Here is a 22186-nt window from a genome sequence, read left to right as displayed (position 1 = left end):
AAAGATTTAGGATGCGCTCCTTTCTAAAAAAGTACCTACATCCCTATTATAGGAAAAGTTTATAAAATTTATAGGAAAAACAGCCAAGAAAATTGTTCTTTTCGTGTTTCCATTATTAAAATAAATTCTTAACTCACTATAAACATTTATATATAGGGGTTTGTAGCTAATAACCATTTTATTAAACCGTGATTAAAAAAAGCATTAACAAATGCGAAAAACGATTGTTTTGTTCTTTTTTTCACAATAGCTTTACTTTTTCTTAAAATTTGGCTATGCTAATAGGCATCAATAAGAAATTAGAACGTGTTAATTATTATGAATTCTTCTACATAGCTGTTTATTTTCAAATAAGTAACATTGTTTTCACCAGAGGCGAGGTATTCCCCGTCTCCTTTATTTTTGTGGTAAAATGAAGAAGTATAGGCTACAGTAAATAATCTGTTGGTTGATATAAGGAGGAGCAAAAAATGGATCCGATCGTTGTCGCTATAAAACATAATCTTGATCTATCGCAAAATAAACCTTTGAAAATTTGTGTCTATAAGGCTTTACGTAAAACGATCATTTTAGGTGATATTCCAGCAGGAAAACGAATCAATGAAAAAGAATTGTCTGAAGAACTAAATATCAGTCGAACACCGATCCGCTTTGCCTTGCAAGAATTAGTGAAAGAACAATTAGTAGAACATGTCCCTCGCATTGGGATTATAGTTAAAGGGATTAGTATGAAAGATGCGTACGAAATTTATGATATCCGTAAGGCTTTAGATACTTTGGCAACGACAAAAGCAATGACATTAATGAACGACAATGATTTTGATGAGTTAGAACAACTGCTAGAACAAGGTGAACTCTATAATAAAACCGATCAAGTTGATGAACTTTTACAAAATTTTTCTGATTTTAATTCATTCATTTATAAAAAAAGCCAAATGTTACGTTTAAAAGCCATCGTCACAGACCTACAAGCTTACCTTGTTTACTTCCGTGACATTGCCATTCGTGCATCAGCCAGAAGAAGCCTAGCATTGGAAGAACATTGGTTGATTTTTCGCGGTATGAAAACTAATGATGTCGAGCAAATTACTTTAATTACTCATGAACACTTAGATCGTTCATTACAATTTATTTTAAAAGAAATGGAACGAAGAGAAATTGAATAATTCTTTATTAAAACAAATCCCAAATTTTGCGGTCAAATCACTTTACTATGAAGTAGCCATTTCTCCTAAACCCGGACTGGTAGATCGCTTTGATAATGGCGCCCATAGCGATATGGATTTTTTTACATTCATCGATAGTATTGAAAGTTTAGCCCCTTATTTTTATGATTATTACCAGTTAGGTTTTGAGCATACTGCTGATTTAACTGCACTCTTTGAAAAATTACGTCAATTAGGAGTTGAAGCTGAGAGCGCTATGCTACATGCTACTAATCAAGTGAATACTCATAAAGGTGCCAATTTTTCTTTTGCAGTATTGCTTGGCACAACTGGTTTTTATATGCAAAATCATTCCCTCCCATTTTCGTCACAAGACACTGCAGCTATTTTAAACTTAGCTGCGCAGATGACCCAGCATTTAATTCAACACGATTTTTCCCAGATAGAGCAGAAGGATTACTTATCTCATGGTGAAAAATTATATGTAAAAACGGGTTCATTAGGCGTTCGTGGGGAAGCCGTCAAAGGCTACCCTGCTCTATCAAACATTCTACTGCCTTTTTTTCGGCAGTATTCAGGATATGAAGATACAGAAACGTTGTTATTACGAGGGCTAGTCTTGCTGGTAAGTCAAATTGAAGATAGCAACCTTTTACACCGTGGTGGAATTAATGGTTGGCAACAAGTTAAACAAAAAGGCACAACGATCCATCAAGCTTGCCTGAATGAAGTTAATTTTAAACAAGCCCTAACAATGTTTAATCAAGAATTAATCAAAAAAAATCTAAGCCCAGGCGGTGCAGCCGACCTATTAAGCTTAGGCATCTATTTTAGTTTTTTAGAGGAACTTATTTAGTTGCTAGTCAGAATAAACATAGAACCGATATCCCAAAATTGTTTTGAGGTATCGGTTCTATATTTATTTTCAATTTTAATACATAAAAAAACAATACCTTCAGTCAAACATGCGCACTGATTAGTGTTCATGTTTAACGGATAAGTTGTCCAAACCATTGCGTCAATCTTTGCCAGCTGTTAGTCAAAAGGGAGTAGAAGCGGCCAGAAACATCATCCACATTAAAAGTTTGGCCTATTCGATCTGCTACACTCGCAACTTCAATTCGATAAAGCCAAAGCAAAAAGATAAAAAGCACAATAGCAATTAAACGCGATAAACAAGTTCTTGCCCGTATAATCCAAATGAAAAGTAAAAGACCAATAGCCAAAGCAATGAACGTTTCCATATGACTGCCTCCTTTAATTATACTTATTATGATATAAGTTCAAGCAAAAAACATCCAACCTTCGTCGGATTTAAATAAAAAATAAAAAAGAAAGCAAAAACCACCCAGCGATGATTTTTACTTTCTTACTCTTTGCCATCTAAAATGTTCAATCGTGCTTTTTTACGATCGTCGGTTTTAACACTGTAAACAATCGTTCGAATTGCTTTTGCAATACGTCCTTGTTTACCAATGATTCGCCCAACGTCAACGGGGGCGACAGATAAATTATATTCGAAAAAACCATCTGTCTCCTCGATTTCGATTGACACTTGCTCAGGCTGTGTAACTAAGGGACGTACGATCGTTAAGACCAAATCGGTCAAATCTGTCATAGTTGGTCACCTTATTTCTTTGCGTTTTTTGCGTCATGATGCTTTTTCATAATTCCTTCTTTAGAAAGAATATTACGAACAGTGTCAGAAGGTTGAGCGCCTTTAGCTAACCAGTCCAATACAGCATCTTCTTCAATTTTCACTTCGCTTGGTTCTCTTAATGGGTTATAAGTACCAACTGTTTCGATAAAGCGACCATCACGTGGAGAACGTGAATCTGCTACAACTAGACGATAAGTTGGGCGCTTTTTATCACCCATGCGTTTTAAACGAATTTTTACTGCCAATCTTTACACCTCCATTAGTTTTAATCACAAAATGAAGTTTAACAGTTTTTATCGACAGTGTAAAGAGTTTTTTCTTTACAGGCTAATTTTTAGAATACTATTTTTGTTCTAACCTATAAAAAGCTTTCAAAATTTAGCTAAAATGCTGTTATAGCAGTTTTATATATTTAGTTTCTAATACGTAATGGTTTTTATCTGTAAAGTTATTACCCAAAAGTGCCAAAGCCGAATTTATTGAAATTGGTGATGTGGTGGTATTTTACAACAAAGATTTAGAAGCAGAGGGCAAAGTTCCAGCAGCCTGAATGATACTTTTGTCTCTTCAATAAATGAACAAAATAAAATTATATTGAATGATTTTTTGCGTTATATAAATAAACTTACAAAAAGTAAGCAAAATAATTGATATTTCTGTTCCACTGCTTTAAAGTATTCATTGTAAGAAATATTAGTTATTAAAATTAAAGGAGAGTATTATTTATGACAAAAATTTCAATCGTCTATTACAGTTCGACAGGTACAAACTATCAATTAGCTCAATGGGCCAAAGAAGCCGCTGAAAATGCAGGTGCAGAAGTACGCCTAGTTAAAGCGCCGGAATTAGCTCCAGATGTAGCAATTGAAGCAAATCCTGCTTGGAAAGCTCACTATGATGCAACTCAAGATGTTCCAGAAGTAACTACAGAAGATATTACATGGGCAGACGGCATTATCTTTAGCGTTCCTTCTCGTTTTGGGGTCATGGCTGCTCAATTGAAACAATTCATCGACTCACAAGGTGGAATATGGGCAAGCGGAGAAACAGTAAACAAAGTTGTTTCAGGTATGACATCTGCTCAAAATGCCCATGGCGGACAAGAAGCAACGCTCTTATCCCTTTATATTCAAATGATGCACTGGGGCGCTATCATTGCAGCACCAGGCTACTCTGAAGCAGAATATTACACTGCTGGTGGTAACCCTTACGGAACTTCAGTTACCGTTGATGCCAATGGTAATATGTTAGAAGATGTTGAAGAAGCAGTTAAACAACAAGCGCGTCACGTAGTAGATATTGCTAACAGAGTCAATGGATAAGCAAAGCACATTTTAAATATTTAAGGGGCTTGTAACTAAGTCTCTTTGATAATAAAAAATCCGAACTATAGAGAGATTGTTTCTGCGATCTAGCAGTTTTTTCCGTGAATTTACGACAACAATTTCATCCAAGATAGTTCGGATTTTTTTGCCTTTTTTTGCTCAGGTTATAGCCTATTCTTTCGCTTATATTAAATGCATATAAACAAGTGCTAGGCTTTTTTTAAGATAAAAAATAACGAAACTCTCAATGAAAGTTTCGTTATTTTCTCTTACTATTATTTATTATTGTCAGAATCGTTATTGTCTGATCCTTCTTTTTTTTCATCAACTTGCTTGTTTACTTTTTCGGCAGCTTTATCTTTTGCTTCTTCAGCCTTATCTTTTGCCTTGCCAAGACCTTGTTGTGCTTTTCCTTTTAATTCTTCCGTGTTATCACCTGTTACTTTTCCTTTAGCTTCGGTGAATTTACCTTTTAAATCATCTTTATTTGTACTCATCACATCGTCTCCTCTCTTGGTATTTTTATAATACCACGGTTTTTTAATTACGACAAACAAAAGCATTTCAACGCATGTATCAAAACATAACTATCTCGTATAATGATGTAGTCAGTTTTTATTGTTGACATTGTTATACAAGGAAAAGCGCTAATGGGCTCTCTATGCTCGAAAAAATGAGAAGCGCATCGCAAGAACACTTTCTGAGAAGCAAGAGATAGAAAAAATATTTACTAGCAAAAATTTATCCTACTAGTTGAAAAAAACAATGGTATAAAAAGAAAATAACCACATAAGAACGACAAACTGGTAGTATAACTTACAAGTTGTCTCACTAGTTTTGCAAACTAATGTTCTTAATTCAAGAAAACAGGATGAAAAAAGAGCTTTTGGCTAAATTTAGCACATAAGAAAGTAAAAATGATGGTATAAAAAAACAGTTATCCCATAGGAATGACAAAATCATGTGCTAAAAAGGAAATAAGTGCATAAGAACGACAAACTAGTGAGGTAAAACATCATTTGCCCCACTAGTTTATGAAAGCCATGGTATAATTCCAGTAAATTCGACCCTTGCCAAAAATTTAATACTAAAGGCGACTAGCATCTCAACATTATTTGTCATTTTTGTAGAAAATTTTTTAAATAAAAAACATTGGGGCAAGTTTATTAGTTATTTACCCCAATGACTTTTTATTATTTACGCTTTTTCTTTTTCTTCTTTTTCTTCGATTTTTTCATCGAGCGATTCATTGCCATTTTACCAATTTTGCCTTTAACACCACCGCCAAGCATTTGTTCCATGCCAGGGATATTGTCCATATTCCCCTTAGACATTTGTTGCATCATCTTCCGCGATTCTTTAAACTGTTTGATCATACGATTTACTTCGATCGTACTATTCCCTGATCCAGCAGCGATCCGACGTCTGCGGCTTGGATTCAAAAGGTCGGGATCTTCACGTTCTGCAGGTGTCATGGAATAAACCATGGCTTTTTTGCGTTCGATATCTTTAGGATCAATTTGCATATTCTCGATACCAGGCATTTGATTCATACCAGGAATCATTTTCATAATATCTTCCATTGACCCCATACCAGACAGCTGATCCATTTGATCAATAAAATCATTAAAATCAAATGTATTCTCCCGCATTTTTTCAGCCATCTCTTCGGCTTTTTGCTCGTCATAATCTTGTTGGGCTTTTTCAATTAATGTCAACATGTCGCCCATACCTAAGATACGGCTAGACATCCGGTCTGGATGGAATACTTCCAGATCGCTCAGTTTTTCGCCAGTCCCAGTAAATTTGATAGGAGCACCGGTTACAGAACGGATCGATAGTGCTGCCCCGCCACGAGTATCCCCATCTAATTTTGTGATAACAACGCCTGAAATACCTAACTGTTCATTGAAACTTTCAGCGACATTAACGGCATCTTGCCCAGTCATAGCATCAACTACTAGTAATATTTCGTTAGGTTGTGCGACATCTTTAATATTTTGTAGCTCTTGCATTAACGTTTCATCTACATGTAAACGCCCAGCGGTATCAATTAGTACATAATCATTTTTCTTTTCATGAGCCTGTTGCATCCCCTGGCGGACGATCTCTACAGGATCTGTGTCTGTGCCCATATCAAATACTGGCACCGATAGTTGTTGCCCTAATACTTTTAATTGATCGATCGCTGCTGGACGATAAACGTCTCCTGCAATCATCATCGGACGTGCATCCTCATTTTTGATCAAATGATTCGCTAATTTCCCAGCAAAGGTCGTCTTCCCGGCCCCTTGCAAGCCGACCATCATAATAACTGTCGGAATCTTAGGTGCCTTATTGAGACCAACGGCTTCAGAGCCAAGTGTTTTCGTCAGCTCTTCATTTACAATTTTAACGATTTGTTGCGCTGGCGACAAACTATCTAATACTTCAGAACCAACAGCCCGTTCTCGAACATTTTTAGTAAATTCTTTGACTACTTGTAAGTTAACATCGGCTTCTAGTAAAGCTAAGCGAATTTCCCGCATCATTTCTTTTACGTCAGCTTCTGAGATTTTTCCTTTCTTACGCAGCTTTTTCATCGCTGACTGTAAGCGATCAGTTAAATTTTCAAATGCCATATTCTATCCCTTTCTTTATTCATCGATTTCTTGGATATCCTGTATAAGGTTTGCTAAAGTTTCATCAGCCGGATAGGTCTTTTTTACATAATCAACTAGCTGATCTAACAACTCATTTCGCACCCTATAATCTGAATACATCGACAATTTATGTTCGTAATCTTCCAAAAGTTTTTCAGTTCGTTTTATATTATCATACACTGCTTGACGACTGACATTAAATTCCTCAGCAATTTCTCCTAAAGAAAAGTCATCCGCATAATACAGCTCCATATAATTCATTTGTTTTTGTGTTAGCAATGTCGTATAAAATTCAAAAAGTGCATTCATGCGATTGGTTTTTTCGATTTCCATACTGTTCATCTCCGCTTAAATTTTACTGCTACTTATTTCGATAGTTTTCACTTCATGAGCTAAAATAACTATATTCATCACTTTGTTATTGGACAAATTTCTGCTAACAATTCTCTTATATCATACCAAAGATTTTTGACCGCTTGAATGAGCGCACTGTTTAATCGATAAAGTAGGCGACCATGAACAAATATCCTATGCCTATTTGTTACTAGTTGAACTTCAATCACGGTTCTTTAAAGTCGCTTTCTATTATAGCATTTAATGAACGCTTGCAATAGTCCTTTGCCCGTATTCATGCTAAAATAAAGATAAGTTTTAACATAATCTAGTCAAAATTTACTATGACCAAGAAACGGAGGCTATCGTGAAAAAAATTTTAGTTGTTGATGATGAACCTTCAATCGTGACCTTATTGACATTTAATTTGGAAAAAGAAGGTTATCAAGTAACCAGTGCAGAAGATGGGAAAACAGCTTACGAATTAGCAAGCACACAATCATTTGATTTTATTATTTTAGATGTAATGCTCCCTTTTATCGATGGCATTGAAATCACAAAAAAGCTGCGCCAAGAAAAAATCGATACCCCTATCTTGATACTGACAGCAAAAGATGAATCCATTGATCGAATTTTAGGGCTAGAAATTGGAGCAGATGATTACTTAACCAAGCCCTTTAGTCCAAGGGAAGTCATCGCCAGGATTAAAGCTATTTCGCGTCGCTTGGAACCTCGTCTTCTACCAGAGGAAGATGAAGAGGTAACAGAAATCTTGCGTGCTGGAAACATCGTTTGTAATCTATCTGATTATCAAGTGACCGTTAATGACAAACCGATTGAATTAACACCAAAAGAGTTTGAATTGTTAGTATATTTTATGAAAAGAAAAGGACGCGTCATCAGCCGGGATAGGTTATTAGACCGTATCTGGCATTTTGATTTTGATGGACAAAACCGGATTGTCGACGTTCATGTTAGCCACTTACGAGAAAAAGTCGAAGAAGACCCAAAACATCCGAAATATATCCAAACAGTGCGGGGTTTTGGCTATAAATTTCAGGGGTAATAGCAATGGATAAAAAGAAACGTGTATATAATGGCTGGTTGATTGGTTTGCTGCTTTTATTTTTTACCAGTTGGCAATTTATCAGTAACTTTTATGACCAACAAGTATTAACACAACATGAGGATTTCCTGCAGCAAAAAGCCTACTCTTTTATACGTCTAACCACAGATGAGAAAGAAGATTTTGCTGAAATCGCTACAGATTATGTAGAAGACTCAGATGAACGGATTACCCAACTAACGAATCATGGAGAAATTCTTTTTGATACTTTTGACGCAGAGCTTTCCGGAAGCCGATCACAACGTCCAGAAATAAAAGCGGTACTAGAAGGAAATCCTTCTGGAACTTCGGTCCGTATGAGTCCTACCTTAGACCAAGAATTGTTGTATGTCGCTATTCCCATCAAACAAAATGGGGGTATCATAGAGATCATTCGCATGGCAGAACCTACTCAAAACTTTTTGCCTGATGCAAAACAGATGAAACAAGCAATACTGCTCGTCAATTTTGTCTTTTGGCTTATATTGACAGTGATTATTTTTAGCATTTTGCGTAGACGAAATCGACCGGTTGAAACGATCTTACCGGTTATCAAACAAATTATCAAAGATCCGCAACAACAAAAAATGATCATGCAACGTTCTTCAGAGTGGGAAGAGCTTTATCAAAATATCAATGTTTTGAGCGAGCAAATGAGTCACACCTACTATGCATTGAGCACCTCTGAAAAACAATTTTATACTTTATTAAATGAATTGATGGTGGGTGTGTTTATCGTTGATGAAAATGGAAACCTAGTATTCATCAACAAAACCCTAATTGAGCAGTTCAACTTAACACAGATAGAACTGAATCAACCTTTTGCTACAGTTATCACAGATCCACAAATGGTCCAAATGATCTATCAAACACGCGATTCAAATGTTGTAAGTAAAGAGATACGCACAACAACGTCACAACGTTTATTAGATGTAACCATCCGTGCATTTAAAGATTCCGGGCGTATTTTTGGTGTTACTTATGATATGACCCGTATTGCACAATTAGAGAAATTGCAAAATGACTTCGTGGGAAACGTCTCCCACGAGCTTAAAACACCGATCACTTCTTTAATTGGTTTCACTGAGACCTTACTTGATGGTGCTAAAGACGATCCTCAGACGCTTGAATCCTTTCTGAAAATCATGCAAAAAGATGCCTATCGTTTACAAAGTTTAGTTCAAGAAATTATACAAACATCCAAAAATACCGATGTAAACTATGTAACGACATCCGTAAATGTTGCTGACCTTGCTAATAAAATTGTGGATGACTATGCCGCAGTCATCCAAGAAAAGCATTTAAACGTGATCATTACAGGGCCAGAAGAACTTGTTTTTAACACTAAAATTGAGCTATTTAAACCAATCTGTAAAAACTTGATCGAAAATGCCATACATTATGCTTCTTCTGAAGGTAAAATTGATATTACTTTTTATCAAGAAAATGATCATTTAATTTTCTCAGTACAAGATGATGGGATCGGAATCAAGCAACAAGAACAAGAGCGTATCTTCGAACGCTTTTATCGTGTAGATAAAGCGCGGTCGCGAAATTCAGGGGGAAATGGATTGGGCCTTGCAATTGTAAAAGATTACAGTGAAATACTGGGAGGGAAAGTTCAAATCGATAGCTATCCAGGTGTTGGATCAACATTTACCGTAACCCTACCAAGCTTATAATGTCCTAACAATAATAAAGACAAGCAGCTGAAGCTCTTAGACAGCTGCTTGTCTTTATTTAATGTTTTCTACTAGCTGTATATTTCCAATTCGAAAACCGAGTTAGGACTTATTCTGCATCTGTGACTTCGCCATTTGCATCTCTTTCTACTTTCATATCAGTAATTGGCAGATAGCCTAACTCTGATACCGGCCCTTTTTGAACATCCTCTGAAACCATGTAATCTAAGAATTCTTTAACTTCTTGCTCAGGTTCCCCTTGAGTATACATATGTTCATAAGACCAGATTTCCCAATCATTGGTTTCAATTGCGTCTTCTGAAGGCTCTACGCCATCTATTGCTAATTCTTGTAAGGAATCATCAAGATAAGACAATGCCAAATAACTAATTGAACCTGGCGTCTCTGAAACAATTTTTTTCACAGTTCCCGAAGAATCTTGCTCTTGTGATTGAATAGTTTCAGCGCCATCCAGTGCCCATTTTTCAAAGGTAGCTCTGGTACCGCTCCCTGAAGCACGATTGACCACTGAAATTTCTTGATCATTACCGCCAACTTCACTCCAGTTTTTTATTTTCCCTGTAAAAATATCAATCAATTCTTGTTTGGACAATTCATCAACCCCTGCATCTTTATTTACTACAGGTGCCATACCTACCACGGCTACTTTATGATCAACTAATTTTTCTGCATCAACGCCTTCTTCTTCCTCAGCAAATACATCCGAATTCCCAATGGTTACGGCACCGTTGTCTACTTGACTCAACCCCGTTCCGCTACCGCCACCTTGTACCGAAATATTGTATCCAGGATTTTCCTGTACAAATGATTCTTGCGCTGCATCAACTAAAGGCTGTAGGGCCGTGGAACCAACGGCAACAATTTCCGTTTGACCTTGAGAAGTGCCTCCTGCTTGTTTAGAACCCTCAGTATTTCCAGAATTTCCTCCAGCACAGCCAGCTAATAAAATTCCTGTTAATGCAAACATAGCTGTTAACTTTTTCATTGATTGTGTGCTCCTTTCATCTATAAAAGCAATTGTGATTAGAATGTCATGCCTTTCTTTATGACACTTTAAGTTTAACAATCGAGTGTAAAACATAGATAAATTTTATGTAAAGCTTTCATCAATCAATGTAAAGTTTACGTTAACCTGTTCCTTCATTTAAATATGAAAAGACCGTAAGATTCCTTTTAAACTAGGATTCTCACGGTCTTTCGTTTTTCTCAAAGCTAATCCATTAAGAACGATTATTTTTCGTATAACGTTTCAAACGTTCCATTGCTTCTTCTAAGTTTTCCATGCTCGCAGCATAACTGATGCGAACATATCCTTCTCCACCTGGGCCAAAGGCAGCGCCAGGAATGATCGCTAAACTTTCTTTTTCAGCAAGATCAACACAAAAAGCCATTGAATCCTGAATACAGTCTTCCGGAATCTTAGCAAAAATATAAAAAGCACCCGTAGGTCTAGCAACGTCATAACCTAAGTTGTGTAGTTCATGATAAACAAAGTCACGACGCTTGCGATATTCTTCTTTCATAACAAGGGAATCATCTATCCCTTTCGTTAGTGCTTCAACAGCTGCCATCTGCACAGAAGTCGCTGCAGAAGTTACCAAGTATTGATGAGTTTTCATGATTTCTTTTGTTAACTCTTGGGGGGCAAAAATCAACCCTAAACGCCAGCCCGTCATCGCATGTGATTTGGATAAACCATTAAGCAATATCGTTTGTTCACGTAAATATTCAGCGATAGATACATGTTGTTCTTCATAAGTCAGTTCGCTATATACTTCGTCACTAATTACAAATACCGGATAATCCTTCAACACTTCGGCAATTGCTTTAACTTCTTCTCTTGAATAAGTCACGCCGGTTGGATTACTTGGATAATTTAAAACAACTGCTTTCACTCGATCCCCGTGTTTTTGTAAAGACTCTCTTAATGTTTCTGCAGAAAGTACAAAGTCATTTGCACTAGTATCAATATAAATCGGCTGAGCTCCTGCTAGTGTAATAATCGGTTCATATCCAGGAAAAGTCGGTGAAGGTAAAAGCACTTTATCACCTGCTTCTAATACACTTAATAGACTTGCTGCAATTCCTTCTGTTACACCCACTGTAACTAATATTTCCGATTGAAAATCATACGAAAGTTGATATTTTTTTTGAACAAAATCAGCAGCTGCTTTTCTAAGTTCAGGCAAACCAGTCATTCCTGTATAGTGACTATGGTCTTGTTCAATTGCGGTAACTCCTGCCTGTTTAACATGCTCAGGCGTATTAAAATCCGGTTCTCCTAACGTTAATTTTAAAATGTTAGGGATACTTGAGACGCGTTCATCAAACTGACGAATCATTGAAACAGCAATTTGATTTAGGTGAGGATTAAATCTTTGTGTGACATCTGCCATTTTTATCATTCCTTTAACGTAAACTTGAAATTCTAGTTGTTGTTATCCTATCACAATTCAGCTAAAAAATCTGAAAAATTAAAAAATTTCTCAATCTTTTCTTTATTTTTTCAAAAGAAAAGAGGCTAAACAAATTGTTTGCCCCACTTTTAAACAGCTTTTAAATATATTTTTTCTATCACTACATGATCTAATAAGTGCTCCGTTTTATCCTGCTTGCCCACAATCTCAGCAATAACATTTTTGCCTTCTGGTTTTTGTCTTAATTGGTACCCAATTTTTTCTGTCCTCTTTAATTCATCAATCATATCAGTTACACCACCAAAACCAGTTTTTCTAGTAATAAAGCCGTGTGACACCATTTTTTCATCCAAGACTTTTGCTGAAATACTGGATTCTGTCATCAAGCTTTTTTGCAGTTTTTGATATAATTCTTCCAAACCAGCGTCAACAAAACTTTCTTCTTCCACTTTTTGTACGCTTGCGGTAGCAGATGGCTTCTCGCGAAGTTCATCTAGCTCTTTTAATAGCGTCTCATACTGGTTCTGCGTCAACATTACACCTGCTACTTTTTCCCGATTAAATACATATACAGCAGTACCTTCTTGTTTTGCCTGTTCAAATACTTCCATCGGTGAGCGTTTCACTTCTGTAATGGAAGTTGTCGGAACCTCAAGCTTTTTTAGTTCCATCGCACTGCCCTCCTTTTCTCATCATTTTCATTATATCATAAGAATTTGACTGCTTCACAGTTTCAAACAGTAAAAAAAGAAAACATTTAAAAAACAGACGGTCGTTATTAAATATCCAAACGGCTAACGAGAAAAGACGTTCTACTAGTCATAGTACTTTCAATTCAGCACGATGTCAGTTAAGGGGTTAAGCAAATAATAGGAGATCCATCAACGATCCAATTAATCGTAATGAAAGCTTTTTACTTAATAAAAAAAGCAGGCATAGTTTCCTGCTTTTTTAGATGGTTAGTTTCATTTTAAACTACTTTAGCTTCATACCCCGTGTCGTTAATTTTTTTAGCAATTTGATTGCTATTGACTTGTGTATCATCAAATTTAACAACGCCGTTACTTCTTTTTAAATGGATTTTTACCTTTTGTATCCCTGGTAATTCATTGATCGCATTTTCCACGCGCATTACACAGTGATCACAGCTCATTCCTTCAATCGAAAACTTTTGTTTCATTAGTTATTCCTCCGTTCCATGTTCTTTACAAATACACTGACCCGGAATACAATTACAAGCTATCTCTGATACAGGAGCTTTTTCCCATAGAACTGCTTGAATATTGTCGATATCTTCTTGTGTCAATTCGGCTTCTTCAACTAGATCAGCAATTGTACTACCTACTTTTTTGGCACATATATGTGAAAAAATATTTTCTGTTGCACTACGAACCGTTTGTTCTTCTGTCACTTTTGCTGAGTAGACAAACTTCTTACCATTTTGTTCAGTATGTAAAATATTTTTTTTAACAAGTCTACCAAGTAATGTTTTTGTTGTAGCTAACTTCCATCCTTTAGAACTGCTTAACAAATCATTAATAGTTTTGGCATCAGTTCTTCCTTTGGTCCAAACGACACGCATAACTTCCCATTCGGAATCGCTAATCTTAATCGGTTCTACCAATGTGTTCATAAGTTTACTCCTCTCTTACACAATAAGTTTACAACTGTAGTCAAAGTTTGTCAAAGAAAATATTTCCATTTCTGACACAAAAATTGGAAGCCAATAAATAGCTCCCAATTTTTATTTTTTCTCATGTTTATTTTTGTGTTTTGTTTTATTTAGTACTTCTTGACGATGCCTGCGATTTCCTACAAATTTCAGTGTTTTCATTAATGGTTGGCGATTTTCGCCTACTAGGCCAATTAACTCAATAAACAATTCTAAGCCAAACAGCGTACTAATAACAAGTAAAGTAATCGCCCATGTACTAGCGTAGTTCATTAATAAAGCAATTAAAGAAAACACCATCGCTAACGCATAAATCGTAAGAACCGCTCCCCGATGAGTAAACCCTAGAGAAAGCAATCGATGATGCAAATGCATTTTATCAGCTGAAGAGATGGGTGTTTTATTGAAATAACGACGTAACATTGCGTAAATAGTATCGGTAATGGGTACGCCTAAGATAAACATCGGCGTTAAAACCGAAATAAATGTCGCATTTTTCAATCCTTGCAAAGAAAAAACAGAAATCATAAATCCTAGAAATAACGCCCCCGTATCGCCTAAATAAATTGTTGCCGGGTGAAAATTATAAGGAAAAAAACCGGCAATTGCGGCCACTAATGAAAAAATCATAATCGCAAGTGGAACTCCATTGATTGGTAAAAAGAAGTAACTAATTAAACCAATCGTTACCAAAGCAATCACTGAAACACCACAAGCTAAACCATCTAATCCATCGATTAAGTTCACCGCATTAGTAATTGCTAATATCCAAATAAGTGTCATTGGAAGGCTTAACCACTCAAGTTGGAAGGAGCCAATAAAAGGAATTGAAATAGTATCGATCGCAATATCACCGATAAAATAAATAACTAACGAAGCAGCAAGAATCCCCAATGTTTTTTGCCCTGGAGTCAGTTCAAAAATATCATCGGCCAGCCCTGTTAAAATAATAATTACAGCAGAAAGCAGCATCGGCCAGACACGCTGGGCACCCAACATGTCATTGAACTCCCATAAAATAGCCGCTGTAAATGAAATAAAAATACTTAATCCGCCTGCTGTAGGCATCGTTTTATCATTGATGCGGCGTTCCCCGGGGCGATCAACTGCGCCGATTTTAAAAGACAATAACTTAACTAATGGCGTTAAAATAATTGATAAGAACATTGTCGCAATCAATTTTAATATAAATTGAAATGTAAATCCCATCTGTCTTTCTCGCTTTCATTCATCATTTTTTAAATTCAAAAGCCCACTTATCAACTATTCCCTTTTAATTCGCCATTATAAAACTCTTCCATCGAAGCATTCAACACGCTCCCTAAAATGATAATCATTGCAGCAAAGTTTAACCATAACATCAAAACAACAAAGCTTCCAATAATCTGATAACCACTTACCGTAGTCGCAAAATATCTTGCATATAAGCCAAATACCTGCGATAGCAACAACCAACCAACCGTTGCAAAAACGGAGCCTGGAAGAATTGAACGTATCTTCATTTTAGCATTAGGTATCATCCAATAAATAATTGCCATTAGTACGAACAAGGCAACAAATGTAAGTGGCCATTTTACCGTTTGGAATATATTCACAAATGACTCTGGAATTTGGAAAATCGGTTGTATAGCATCCAGAAGTACTTGTCCTGCACCAATGATAAGAGAGAGGGCAACCATTGCAAATAAAAAGAGAATCAAGACAAGCACCGATAAAATTCTAGCAACTACACCGGCACGTTGTTCGACACCTAGGCTTTTATTCATCGCTTTTTGTAAAGCGTTGATACTTTTACTTGCAGACCAAATGGTCGTAATTGCTGAAATAGACAACAACCCACCCGAGCTTTGAGTAAGCAAATCTTCAATTGCTGGTCCTAAAAATTGATAAATCGTACTAGGCATAATTTCTTGGATGTAAGGCAATATTGAATTGGGATCAATACTTAAGAAAGGCAGAATATTCCCTACAGTAATCAATAATGGGAAAAGGGATAGTAACAAATAATAAGCCACTACAATAGAATATGTAGTAAACTCTGATATTTTGACCCTTTCTTTTAAAATATTAAAAAATCTCTTAAAGTTTTTCTGGTTGTTGCCTACTTCTTTTTTACTCATCGCCTTCTCCTTTTAATTAGTATGTCCCTTCTTCGCCTTGCGAAGTTAAAATACGAGGGCCTTCTTTTGTAATTGCTAAGCTATGTTCATATTGGCAGCTTAAACCGCCATCTTGTGTATAGGCGGTCCAGCCATTAGGATCCATCTTCATTTTCCAAGTTCCTGTGTTAATCATCGGTTCAATGGTAATGACCATTCCTTCTTTCAAGCGAAGTCCCTTACCTTTAATGCCATAATGAGGAACAGCAGGTTCTTCGTGAATGGTAGGTCCAATACCGTGACCAATAAAATCGCGCACAACGCTGTAACCTTCTCCTTCAGCATAGGTTTGAATTGCATGGCCAATATCACCAATCCTATTTCCCACTTTGGCTTGTTCAATACCCAGATATAAAGACTTTTTGGTTACTTCCATTAAACGTTGTAATTCAGCAGAAGGTTGTCCAACTGCATAAGACCAACAAGAATCAGAAATAGCTCCTTTTAAATCTACACACATATCCACTTTGATTAAATCCCCATTTTTTAATGGTTTTTTCCGCGGAAATCCGTGACAGATCTCATTATTGATACTTGTACAGGTAGCATATTCATAGCCTTCAAACCCAATTTGAGCCGCAATTCCTCCATGACTTTCAATGTAATCACGCGCAAATTCTTCAATATCCCAGCTAGTTACTCCCGGTTTAATGAAGGTTCGAAGTTGTTTATGTACATCGGCTAGTAAGGCACCAGAATCGTCCATACTGTCGATCTCTCTTTTTGACTTTAATGTAATCATACTGTTTATCTCCTTTATTGAAATCCTGTCTATTTTACCACACGAAGCCCTTTTTTTCCAAATTTCAAAGGTGAAAAGTCTAGGAGATATTTCACTTAAGTAGTTATTTTGCTATAATAATAAAACAATCAACGATAAAAATACGTGAAAAATAAACCTATCGTTTTTTCATTGTCAAAATAAGGAGGAACTCATGACTTTAGCAAAGATTATTTACGGTAGTTTAACAGGGAACACAGAAGAAATTGCTGATATTATTTGTGAAGCTTTAGAAAATTTAAATATTGAAGTAGAAATCGATGAATGCACACAAGTTGATGCCGCCGAATTTAGTAACGCAGACATTTGTGTGATAGCAGCTTATACTTATGATGAAGGAACGATTCCCGATGAAATGCTTGATCTTTATGAAGATTTACAAGAATTGGACTTAAGCGGCAAAGTATTTGGTGTATGTGGCTCTGGTGACACCTTTTATGAACACTACGCCACTGCGGTCGACAAGTTTGAAGAAGCCTTCTTAGTTGCTGGTGCAACAAAAGGAGCTGAAAAAATAAAAGTTGATCTAGCTGCCGAAAAAGAAGATATCCAACAGCTAGGATCGTTTGCCTCCCAATTAGTCGCAGCACAGCAATCAGCTTAATAAAAAAAGCAAGAGCACTCATCAAAACGAATGTCCTTGCTTTTTTTTAATGGAATTTAAAACCAGAAAATGTTTGGTTTAACTTGTCATCATTGTTCGTCAAATTTTTGATTGTTTCTGTTAGTAAGACGTTAATCTCTTTATCCGTTGGCTTCATGATATTAGCAGAAGTTAAGGCTGCAAGGCCTGTCACTATAATCCAAAATCCTGTATATAAGGAAGAAAGCTTATCTTCTGGTAAGTCCTTATACTCTGGATCTTGTTGGACCAATTTAACAAAGTAATCAAAAGAAAATTTCTGAATGGATTTATCCCCTAAATTTTCTTCTAAATATAAGGCCTTATACAACTTCTTTTCTTTGGTTGCGAATTCAATATAATTAAAACCTAAATCGACTAACTTATCCCCGGAATGTTCTTTTGGAAGGACTTCAGCAGCAAGATAGTCAAAAATTTCTTTAAGCAGTGCTTGCTTTAAGTCATCCATATTCTTAAACTCTAAATAAATCGGCTGTGTGGAGCATTTCATTTTTGCGGCAATGTTACGAGCAGTAAATCTGGAGAAACCTTCTTTTGCAACAACTTCATAGGCTGCTTCTAAAATTTGATCTCTAGTGATCGTTTTCTTTCTTGCCATTCGCTTCTGCCTCCTTAAATGACAGGTACTGTTATTTATCATTTTGTCCATTCTACCATTTTTTTCAAGTAATTCAAAATGACATGTTACCTCGCTTTATAAAAAGCGTTTACTTAACTCCTGTCAACAAAGGGAGCTAAGTTGTTTCTATAACATCTTAATGTTATTATACTAAAGTATTGTAAAGGAGGAAAGAAAGATGGATTTAGCAAAATTTAAAGAAAATTTAGATAAGTATGCACAATTAATTGTAGAAGTTGGGATCAATGTCCAACAATCACACACGGTCGTCTTACAAATTAGTGTTGAACAAGCGCCTTTAGCTCGACTAATTACCAAAAAAGCTTACGAGCTTAAAGCTGCTGAGGTAATTGTTGAGTGGTCAGATGAGACGATCCAAAAAGAATTTTTAACCCATGCGTCAATCGACCGAATTGAAAATTTTCCCCAGTATAAAATCGATCAAGCAAATGAATGGGTAAAAAAAGGTGCAAGCCGTATTTCAGTTGTCTCTTCTGATCCTGGTTCATTAGCTGGTGTTGACAGTAAACGTGTAGCCGCTTATCAGAAAGCTGCGGGCAAAGCATTAATTAACTTACGTAAAGCCACTCAATCTAACCAAGTTAGCTGGACTGTAGTTGCTGCTGCGGGAGAAAGTTGGGCTCAAAAAGTCTTTCCTGAACTTTCAGCAGAACAAGCAGTAAAAGCCCTATGGGAAGAAATATTTAAAACGGCACGGGTTGATCGTAAAGATCCTATCGCTGCTTGGAAGCAACACGATGAAGCTTTAGAAGAAAAAGCAGATGAACTAAACGACCAACAATTTGATGCTCTTCATTATGAAGCTCCCGGCACGGACTTAACTATCGGTCTTCCAAAAAACCATTTATGGGAAGGTGCGGGTAGTTTTAATGCAAGAGGTGAAAAATTCATTGCTAATATGCCAACTGAAGAAGTATTCACTGCGCCTGATAGTCGTCGAGTAGATGGCTTTATTTCGAGTACGAAACCACTGAGTTACGCAGGTTCTATTATCTCAGGTATGAAATTTACCTTTGAAAACGGAAAAGTTGTAGATTTTTCCGCTGAAAAAGGTCAAGACGTTTTAGAAGAATTACTGGCCACTGATGAAGGAGCAAAACACCTAGGTGAAGTCGCCTTAGTACCTGATCCATCGCCTATTTCTCAATCAGGAATTATTTTTTTCAATACCTTATTTGATGAGAATGCCTCCAACCACTTAGCATTGGGTTCAGCGTACGCTTTTAATTTGCAAGACGGTACCACAATGAGTGATCAAGAACTTAAAGACCATGGCCTAAACTTAAGCCAAACCCATGTTGATTTTATGGTAGGTTCTGATCAAATGTCGATTGATGGTATTAAAAAAGATGGCACAGTCGTCCCAGTTTTCCGTAATGGCGACTGGGCTTAATCATACGTATCTGAGTCTGGGACATAAGTTACTTTCCAGCAATGATTCACGAAAAAATTACCTTATCCATGCTTTGGTTCCTTGCCTTTTGCGACGAGTAACCGCAGGAGTAGTTTGCTAATTGTTCGTGAAATTAACATTGTTGGAGACTTTTGTCCCAGCTTTTTTCTCAGTTTCTCTTTTTTCAAACAGTACAAGTATTTTTCATAGTAAAAAGAACAAATATTTGTTAAAATCAATTTCATATAGAAGGGATGAAAAATAATGACCCCAAACCGCGAAGATTACCTCAAATTGATTTTAGAACTTGGAGGCGATCAAGCAAAAATCAACAATAAACAAATCGTTTCTGGCCTTGTTGTATCAGCTGCTTCTGTCAGTGAGATGATTACCAAGTTGGTAAAAGAAAACTTGGTTGAACATACACCTTATCAAGGAGCCCAACTAACCAAAAAAGGGCTAGAAAAAGCTAGTTCACTTGTGCGACGACACCGTCTCTGGGAAGTTTTTTTAGTTGAGCATTTAAAATATACTTGGAATGAAGTTCATGACGATGCCGAAGTGTTAGAACATGTCACTTCTGAAACACTTGCTAATCGTTTAGATGAATATTTAGAACATCCAAAATATTGTCCGCATGGTGGAATGATTCCTAAAGAAAGCCAGTTAATCCACGAGAAAAAAAGAGAAAAACTTAGTGATTATCCAGTAGGAACAAAGGTACGGATTGCTCGAGTACTTGACGAACGTGAACTATTAGATTACTTAGTTGAGATTAACGTAAGTATCAATGAAGAATACATAATTAAAGACATTGCTGCTTATGAAGGTCCCATTACCATCAAAACTCAGGATAAAACAGTGCAAGTTAGTTATAAAGCAGCAAATACGATATTTGTTGATAAACTTTGATGGTATTCTGGTTAGCTTTTATTTAAAAGGAGTGAAAAAATGGATACAAAAAATGTGTTAATTACTATATTCGGCGGAACAGGTGACTTAGCAAAACGTAAATTATACCCTTCTCTTTTCCGTCTATATCAAAAGGGAAACTTAAGTGATAATTTTGCTGTTATCGGAACAGCACGCCGACCATGGAGCGATGAGACCTATCACGAAGTCGTTAAAGAATCGATTGCCAGCTTTCAACCTTCTGATAAAGAAGCACAAGATTTTGCATCACACTTTTATTATCAATCGCATAATGTCAAAGACACAGACCATTACGACGTATTAAATAATTTGAGTGACCGTTTGGATGAAAAATATGATATCCAAGGAAACCGTATTTTTTACTTAGCAATGTCACCTAACTTTTTTGGCACCATCGTTTCTCGCCTAAAATCTCAAGGAATGCTTGATACTAAGGGCTATCATCGTGTGATCATTGAAAAACCCTTCGGTAACGATTACCAATCTGCTACTCAATTAAATGATGAAATCAATCAGGTCTTTTCTGAAGAAGAAATTTACCGGATTGACCACTATTTAGGCAAAGAAATGATCCAAAATATTTCAGCTATTCGTTTTGCCAACTTGATCTTTGAATCCATTTGGAATAACCGATATATCGATAACATCCAAATTAGCCTGGCCGAAGAAGTGGGCGTTGAAGAACGTGGCGGGTATTATGATCAAAGCGGTGCCTTAAAGGATATGGTCCAAAACCATATTTTACAAATGTTATCACTACTTGCAATGGAACCGCCTGTTGCCTTTTCTGAAAAAGAAATCCGAACAGAAAAAATTAAAGCACTGGAATCGATCCGGATGTATAGTGAAGAAGAAGTACGAAATAATTTTGTCCGCGGTCAATATGTAGAAGGCGAAATTGACAATCATAGCTTCAAAGGCTATCGTGATGAAGAAAACGTCGATGAAAATTCATTAACTGAAACTTTTGTTGCCGGGAAGTTTTTGATTGATAACTTTCGTTGGTCAGGAGTTCCTTTTTACATCCGAACAGGAAAACATCTAACAGAAAAAGGAACACGAATCAATGTCGTCTTTAAACAAGTCCCAGTCAATGTTTTTAAAAATTCTGTTACCGGCCCTTACGAACAAAAAAGATTGGAACCAAATGTTTTAACGATTTATATCCAACCTACCGAAGGCTTTTCGTTAACTATAAATGGCAAAGAAATTGGTCAAGGATTCCAAACAGATCCGATTAAATTAGAACATCGTAACAGCGCAGATCTTATTGAAAACACACCAGAAGCTTATGAAAAACTTTTGCTTGATGTTTTAAATGGCGATGGTACCAACTTCACTCACTGGGATGAAGTTGCTCAATCTTGGCGAATTGTTGACCGCATTCGCGAAACATGGGATAAAGACCAAAAAACGCCCCCGGGCTATTCAGCGGGTACTATGGGCCCTAAAGAAGCCTATCAGTTACTCGAAAAAGAGGATCGCCATTGGATTTGGGAACCCGACGAATGGTATCGTCAACGCGGGTTACTAAAATAAAATATAAAACCAAAATAAAAATTTCCGAATGAGCTAGTATGGCTAACTCATTCGGAAATTTTTTAATTTCATCAC

At 36.4% G+C, this 22186-nt stretch carries 24 protein-coding genes; 9 read left to right on the top strand and 15 right to left on the bottom strand.

Features of this window, described 5'->3' with window-relative positions:
* Positions 1-470: 470 nt before the first annotated feature.
* On the top strand, positions 471-1166 hold the full coding sequence (locus C7K43_RS00605) for a GntR family transcriptional regulator (RefSeq protein ID WP_124005075.1): 696 nt from the start codon (positions 471-473) through the stop codon (positions 1164-1166).
* On the top strand, positions 1159-2022 hold the full coding sequence (citG, locus tag C7K43_RS00600) for a triphosphoribosyl-dephospho-CoA synthase CitG (protein ID WP_124005074.1): 864 nt from the start codon (positions 1159-1161) through the stop codon (positions 2020-2022). The genes C7K43_RS00605 and citG overlap by 8 nt, the downstream gene beginning before the upstream one ends.
* 133 nt (positions 2023-2155) lie before the next feature.
* Here citG and C7K43_RS00595 read toward each other — a convergent pair whose 3' ends face one another.
* The 3 genes from C7K43_RS00595 to rpsP all read right to left on the bottom strand — a co-directional run bounded on the left by C7K43_RS00595 (position 2156) and on the right by rpsP (position 3071).
* A complete protein-coding gene (locus C7K43_RS00595) occupies positions 2156-2410 on the bottom strand; it encodes a hypothetical protein (protein WP_124005073.1) in 255 nt (84 codons plus the stop codon).
* 125 nt (positions 2411-2535) lie between these two features.
* Positions 2536-2784 (bottom strand): KH domain-containing protein, encoded by a 249-nt coding sequence (locus C7K43_RS00590; RefSeq protein ID WP_124005072.1) that lies wholly within the window; start codon positions 2782-2784, stop codon positions 2536-2538.
* Positions 2785-2795: 11 nt separating this feature from the next.
* The gene (gene rpsP, locus C7K43_RS00585) at positions 2796-3071 is read right to left on the bottom strand and encodes a 30S ribosomal protein S16 (RefSeq protein ID WP_124005071.1); all 276 of its coding nucleotides are present in this window, start codon (positions 3069-3071) and stop codon (positions 2796-2798) included.
* Positions 3072-3551: 480 nt separating this feature from the next.
* Here rpsP and wrbA point away from each other — a divergent pair, with 480 nt between their 5' ends.
* On the top strand, positions 3552-4148 hold the full coding sequence (gene wrbA / locus C7K43_RS00580; RefSeq protein ID WP_124005070.1) for an NAD(P)H:quinone oxidoreductase: 597 nt from the start codon (positions 3552-3554) through the stop codon (positions 4146-4148).
* A 278-nt stretch (positions 4149-4426) separates the two neighbouring features.
* Here wrbA and C7K43_RS00575 read toward each other — a convergent pair whose 3' ends face one another.
* The 3 genes from C7K43_RS00575 to C7K43_RS00565 form a co-directional block, all read right to left on the bottom strand.
* The gene (locus C7K43_RS00575) at positions 4427-4648 is read right to left on the bottom strand and encodes a CsbD family protein (protein WP_124005069.1); all 222 of its coding nucleotides are present in this window, start codon (positions 4646-4648) and stop codon (positions 4427-4429) included.
* Positions 4649-5344: 696 nt separating this feature from the next.
* A complete protein-coding gene (ffh, locus tag C7K43_RS00570; RefSeq protein ID WP_124005068.1) occupies positions 5345-6772 on the bottom strand; it encodes a signal recognition particle protein in 1428 nt (475 codons plus the stop codon).
* 15 nt (positions 6773-6787) lie between these two features.
* The gene (locus tag C7K43_RS00565; RefSeq protein WP_124005067.1) at positions 6788-7126 is read right to left on the bottom strand and encodes a putative DNA-binding protein; all 339 of its coding nucleotides are present in this window, start codon (positions 7124-7126) and stop codon (positions 6788-6790) included.
* 367 nt (positions 7127-7493) lie between these two features.
* Between C7K43_RS00565 and C7K43_RS00560 the strand changes: the two genes are divergently transcribed.
* Together C7K43_RS00560 and C7K43_RS00555 are read left to right on the top strand one after the other, a co-directional pair.
* On the top strand, positions 7494-8192 hold the full coding sequence (locus C7K43_RS00560; protein WP_124005066.1) for a response regulator transcription factor: 699 nt from the start codon (positions 7494-7496) through the stop codon (positions 8190-8192).
* Between the two features lie 5 nt (positions 8193-8197).
* Positions 8198-9913: a sensor histidine kinase gene (locus C7K43_RS00555; RefSeq protein WP_124005065.1), complete on the top strand. Its 1716-nt coding sequence runs from the start codon at positions 8198-8200 to the stop codon at positions 9911-9913.
* A gap of 109 nt (positions 9914-10022) precedes the next feature.
* Here C7K43_RS00555 and C7K43_RS00550 read toward each other — a convergent pair whose 3' ends face one another.
* The 8 genes from C7K43_RS00550 to map all read right to left on the bottom strand — a co-directional run bounded on the left by C7K43_RS00550 (position 10023) and on the right by map (position 16924).
* The gene (locus C7K43_RS00550) at positions 10023-10919 is read right to left on the bottom strand and encodes a phosphate ABC transporter substrate-binding protein PstS family protein (protein WP_124005064.1); all 897 of its coding nucleotides are present in this window, start codon (positions 10917-10919) and stop codon (positions 10023-10025) included.
* A gap of 235 nt (positions 10920-11154) precedes the next feature.
* Complete coding sequence (locus C7K43_RS00545; RefSeq protein WP_124005063.1) at positions 11155-12330, bottom strand: pyridoxal phosphate-dependent aminotransferase; 1176 nt, start codon at positions 12328-12330, stop codon at positions 11155-11157.
* Between the two features lie 149 nt (positions 12331-12479).
* The gene (locus C7K43_RS00540) at positions 12480-13022 is read right to left on the bottom strand and encodes a type II toxin-antitoxin system Phd/YefM family antitoxin (RefSeq protein ID WP_124005062.1); all 543 of its coding nucleotides are present in this window, start codon (positions 13020-13022) and stop codon (positions 12480-12482) included.
* Between the two features lie 299 nt (positions 13023-13321).
* Positions 13322-13531, bottom strand: coding sequence for a copper chaperone CopZ (gene copZ, locus C7K43_RS00535; RefSeq protein WP_124005061.1), 210 nt, complete (start codon positions 13529-13531; stop codon positions 13322-13324).
* Positions 13532-13534: 3 nt separating this feature from the next.
* The gene (locus C7K43_RS00530; protein WP_124005060.1) at positions 13535-13984 is read right to left on the bottom strand and encodes a CopY/TcrY family copper transport repressor; all 450 of its coding nucleotides are present in this window, start codon (positions 13982-13984) and stop codon (positions 13535-13537) included.
* A gap of 111 nt (positions 13985-14095) precedes the next feature.
* The gene (locus C7K43_RS00525) at positions 14096-15232 is read right to left on the bottom strand and encodes a glycosyltransferase family 4 protein (RefSeq protein WP_124005059.1); all 1137 of its coding nucleotides are present in this window, start codon (positions 15230-15232) and stop codon (positions 14096-14098) included.
* 50 nt (positions 15233-15282) lie between these two features.
* Positions 15283-16143, bottom strand: coding sequence for a YihY/virulence factor BrkB family protein (locus C7K43_RS00520; RefSeq protein ID WP_124005058.1), 861 nt, complete (start codon positions 16141-16143; stop codon positions 15283-15285).
* Between the two features lie 16 nt (positions 16144-16159).
* Positions 16160-16924, bottom strand: a complete 765-nt coding sequence (gene map / locus C7K43_RS00515) for a type I methionyl aminopeptidase (protein ID WP_124005057.1) — start codon at positions 16922-16924, stop codon at positions 16160-16162.
* A gap of 193 nt (positions 16925-17117) precedes the next feature.
* Here map and C7K43_RS00510 point away from each other — a divergent pair, with 193 nt between their 5' ends.
* Positions 17118-17567, top strand: a complete 450-nt coding sequence (locus C7K43_RS00510) for a flavodoxin (protein ID WP_124005056.1) — start codon at positions 17118-17120, stop codon at positions 17565-17567.
* 46 nt (positions 17568-17613) lie between these two features.
* Here the strand turns inward: C7K43_RS00510 and C7K43_RS00505 are convergent, their stop codons facing one another.
* Positions 17614-18204 (bottom strand): TetR/AcrR family transcriptional regulator, encoded by a 591-nt coding sequence (locus C7K43_RS00505; RefSeq protein WP_124005055.1) that lies wholly within the window; start codon positions 18202-18204, stop codon positions 17614-17616.
* A gap of 199 nt (positions 18205-18403) precedes the next feature.
* On the opposite strand from C7K43_RS00505, the gene C7K43_RS00500 reads away from it, so the two are divergent.
* From C7K43_RS00500 to zwf, 3 genes are all read left to right on the top strand, one after another.
* On the top strand, positions 18404-19639 hold the full coding sequence (locus tag C7K43_RS00500; RefSeq protein ID WP_124005054.1) for an aminopeptidase: 1236 nt from the start codon (positions 18404-18406) through the stop codon (positions 19637-19639).
* A 264-nt stretch (positions 19640-19903) separates the two neighbouring features.
* Positions 19904-20551, top strand: a complete 648-nt coding sequence (efaR, locus tag C7K43_RS00495; RefSeq protein ID WP_124005053.1) for a transcriptional regulator EfaR — start codon at positions 19904-19906, stop codon at positions 20549-20551.
* A 39-nt stretch (positions 20552-20590) separates the two neighbouring features.
* A complete protein-coding gene (gene zwf / locus C7K43_RS00490; protein WP_124005052.1) occupies positions 20591-22111 on the top strand; it encodes a glucose-6-phosphate dehydrogenase in 1521 nt (506 codons plus the stop codon).
* Positions 22112-22186 lie beyond the last annotated feature (75 nt).

Origin of the sequence: Tetragenococcus koreensis, assembly GCF_003795145.1 — a bacterium.
GTDB lineage: Bacteria > Bacillota > Bacilli > Lactobacillales > Enterococcaceae > Tetragenococcus > Tetragenococcus koreensis.
Note: the sequence above shows the minus strand (reverse complement) of the source record. Positions and strands in the feature narration are given on the sequence as shown.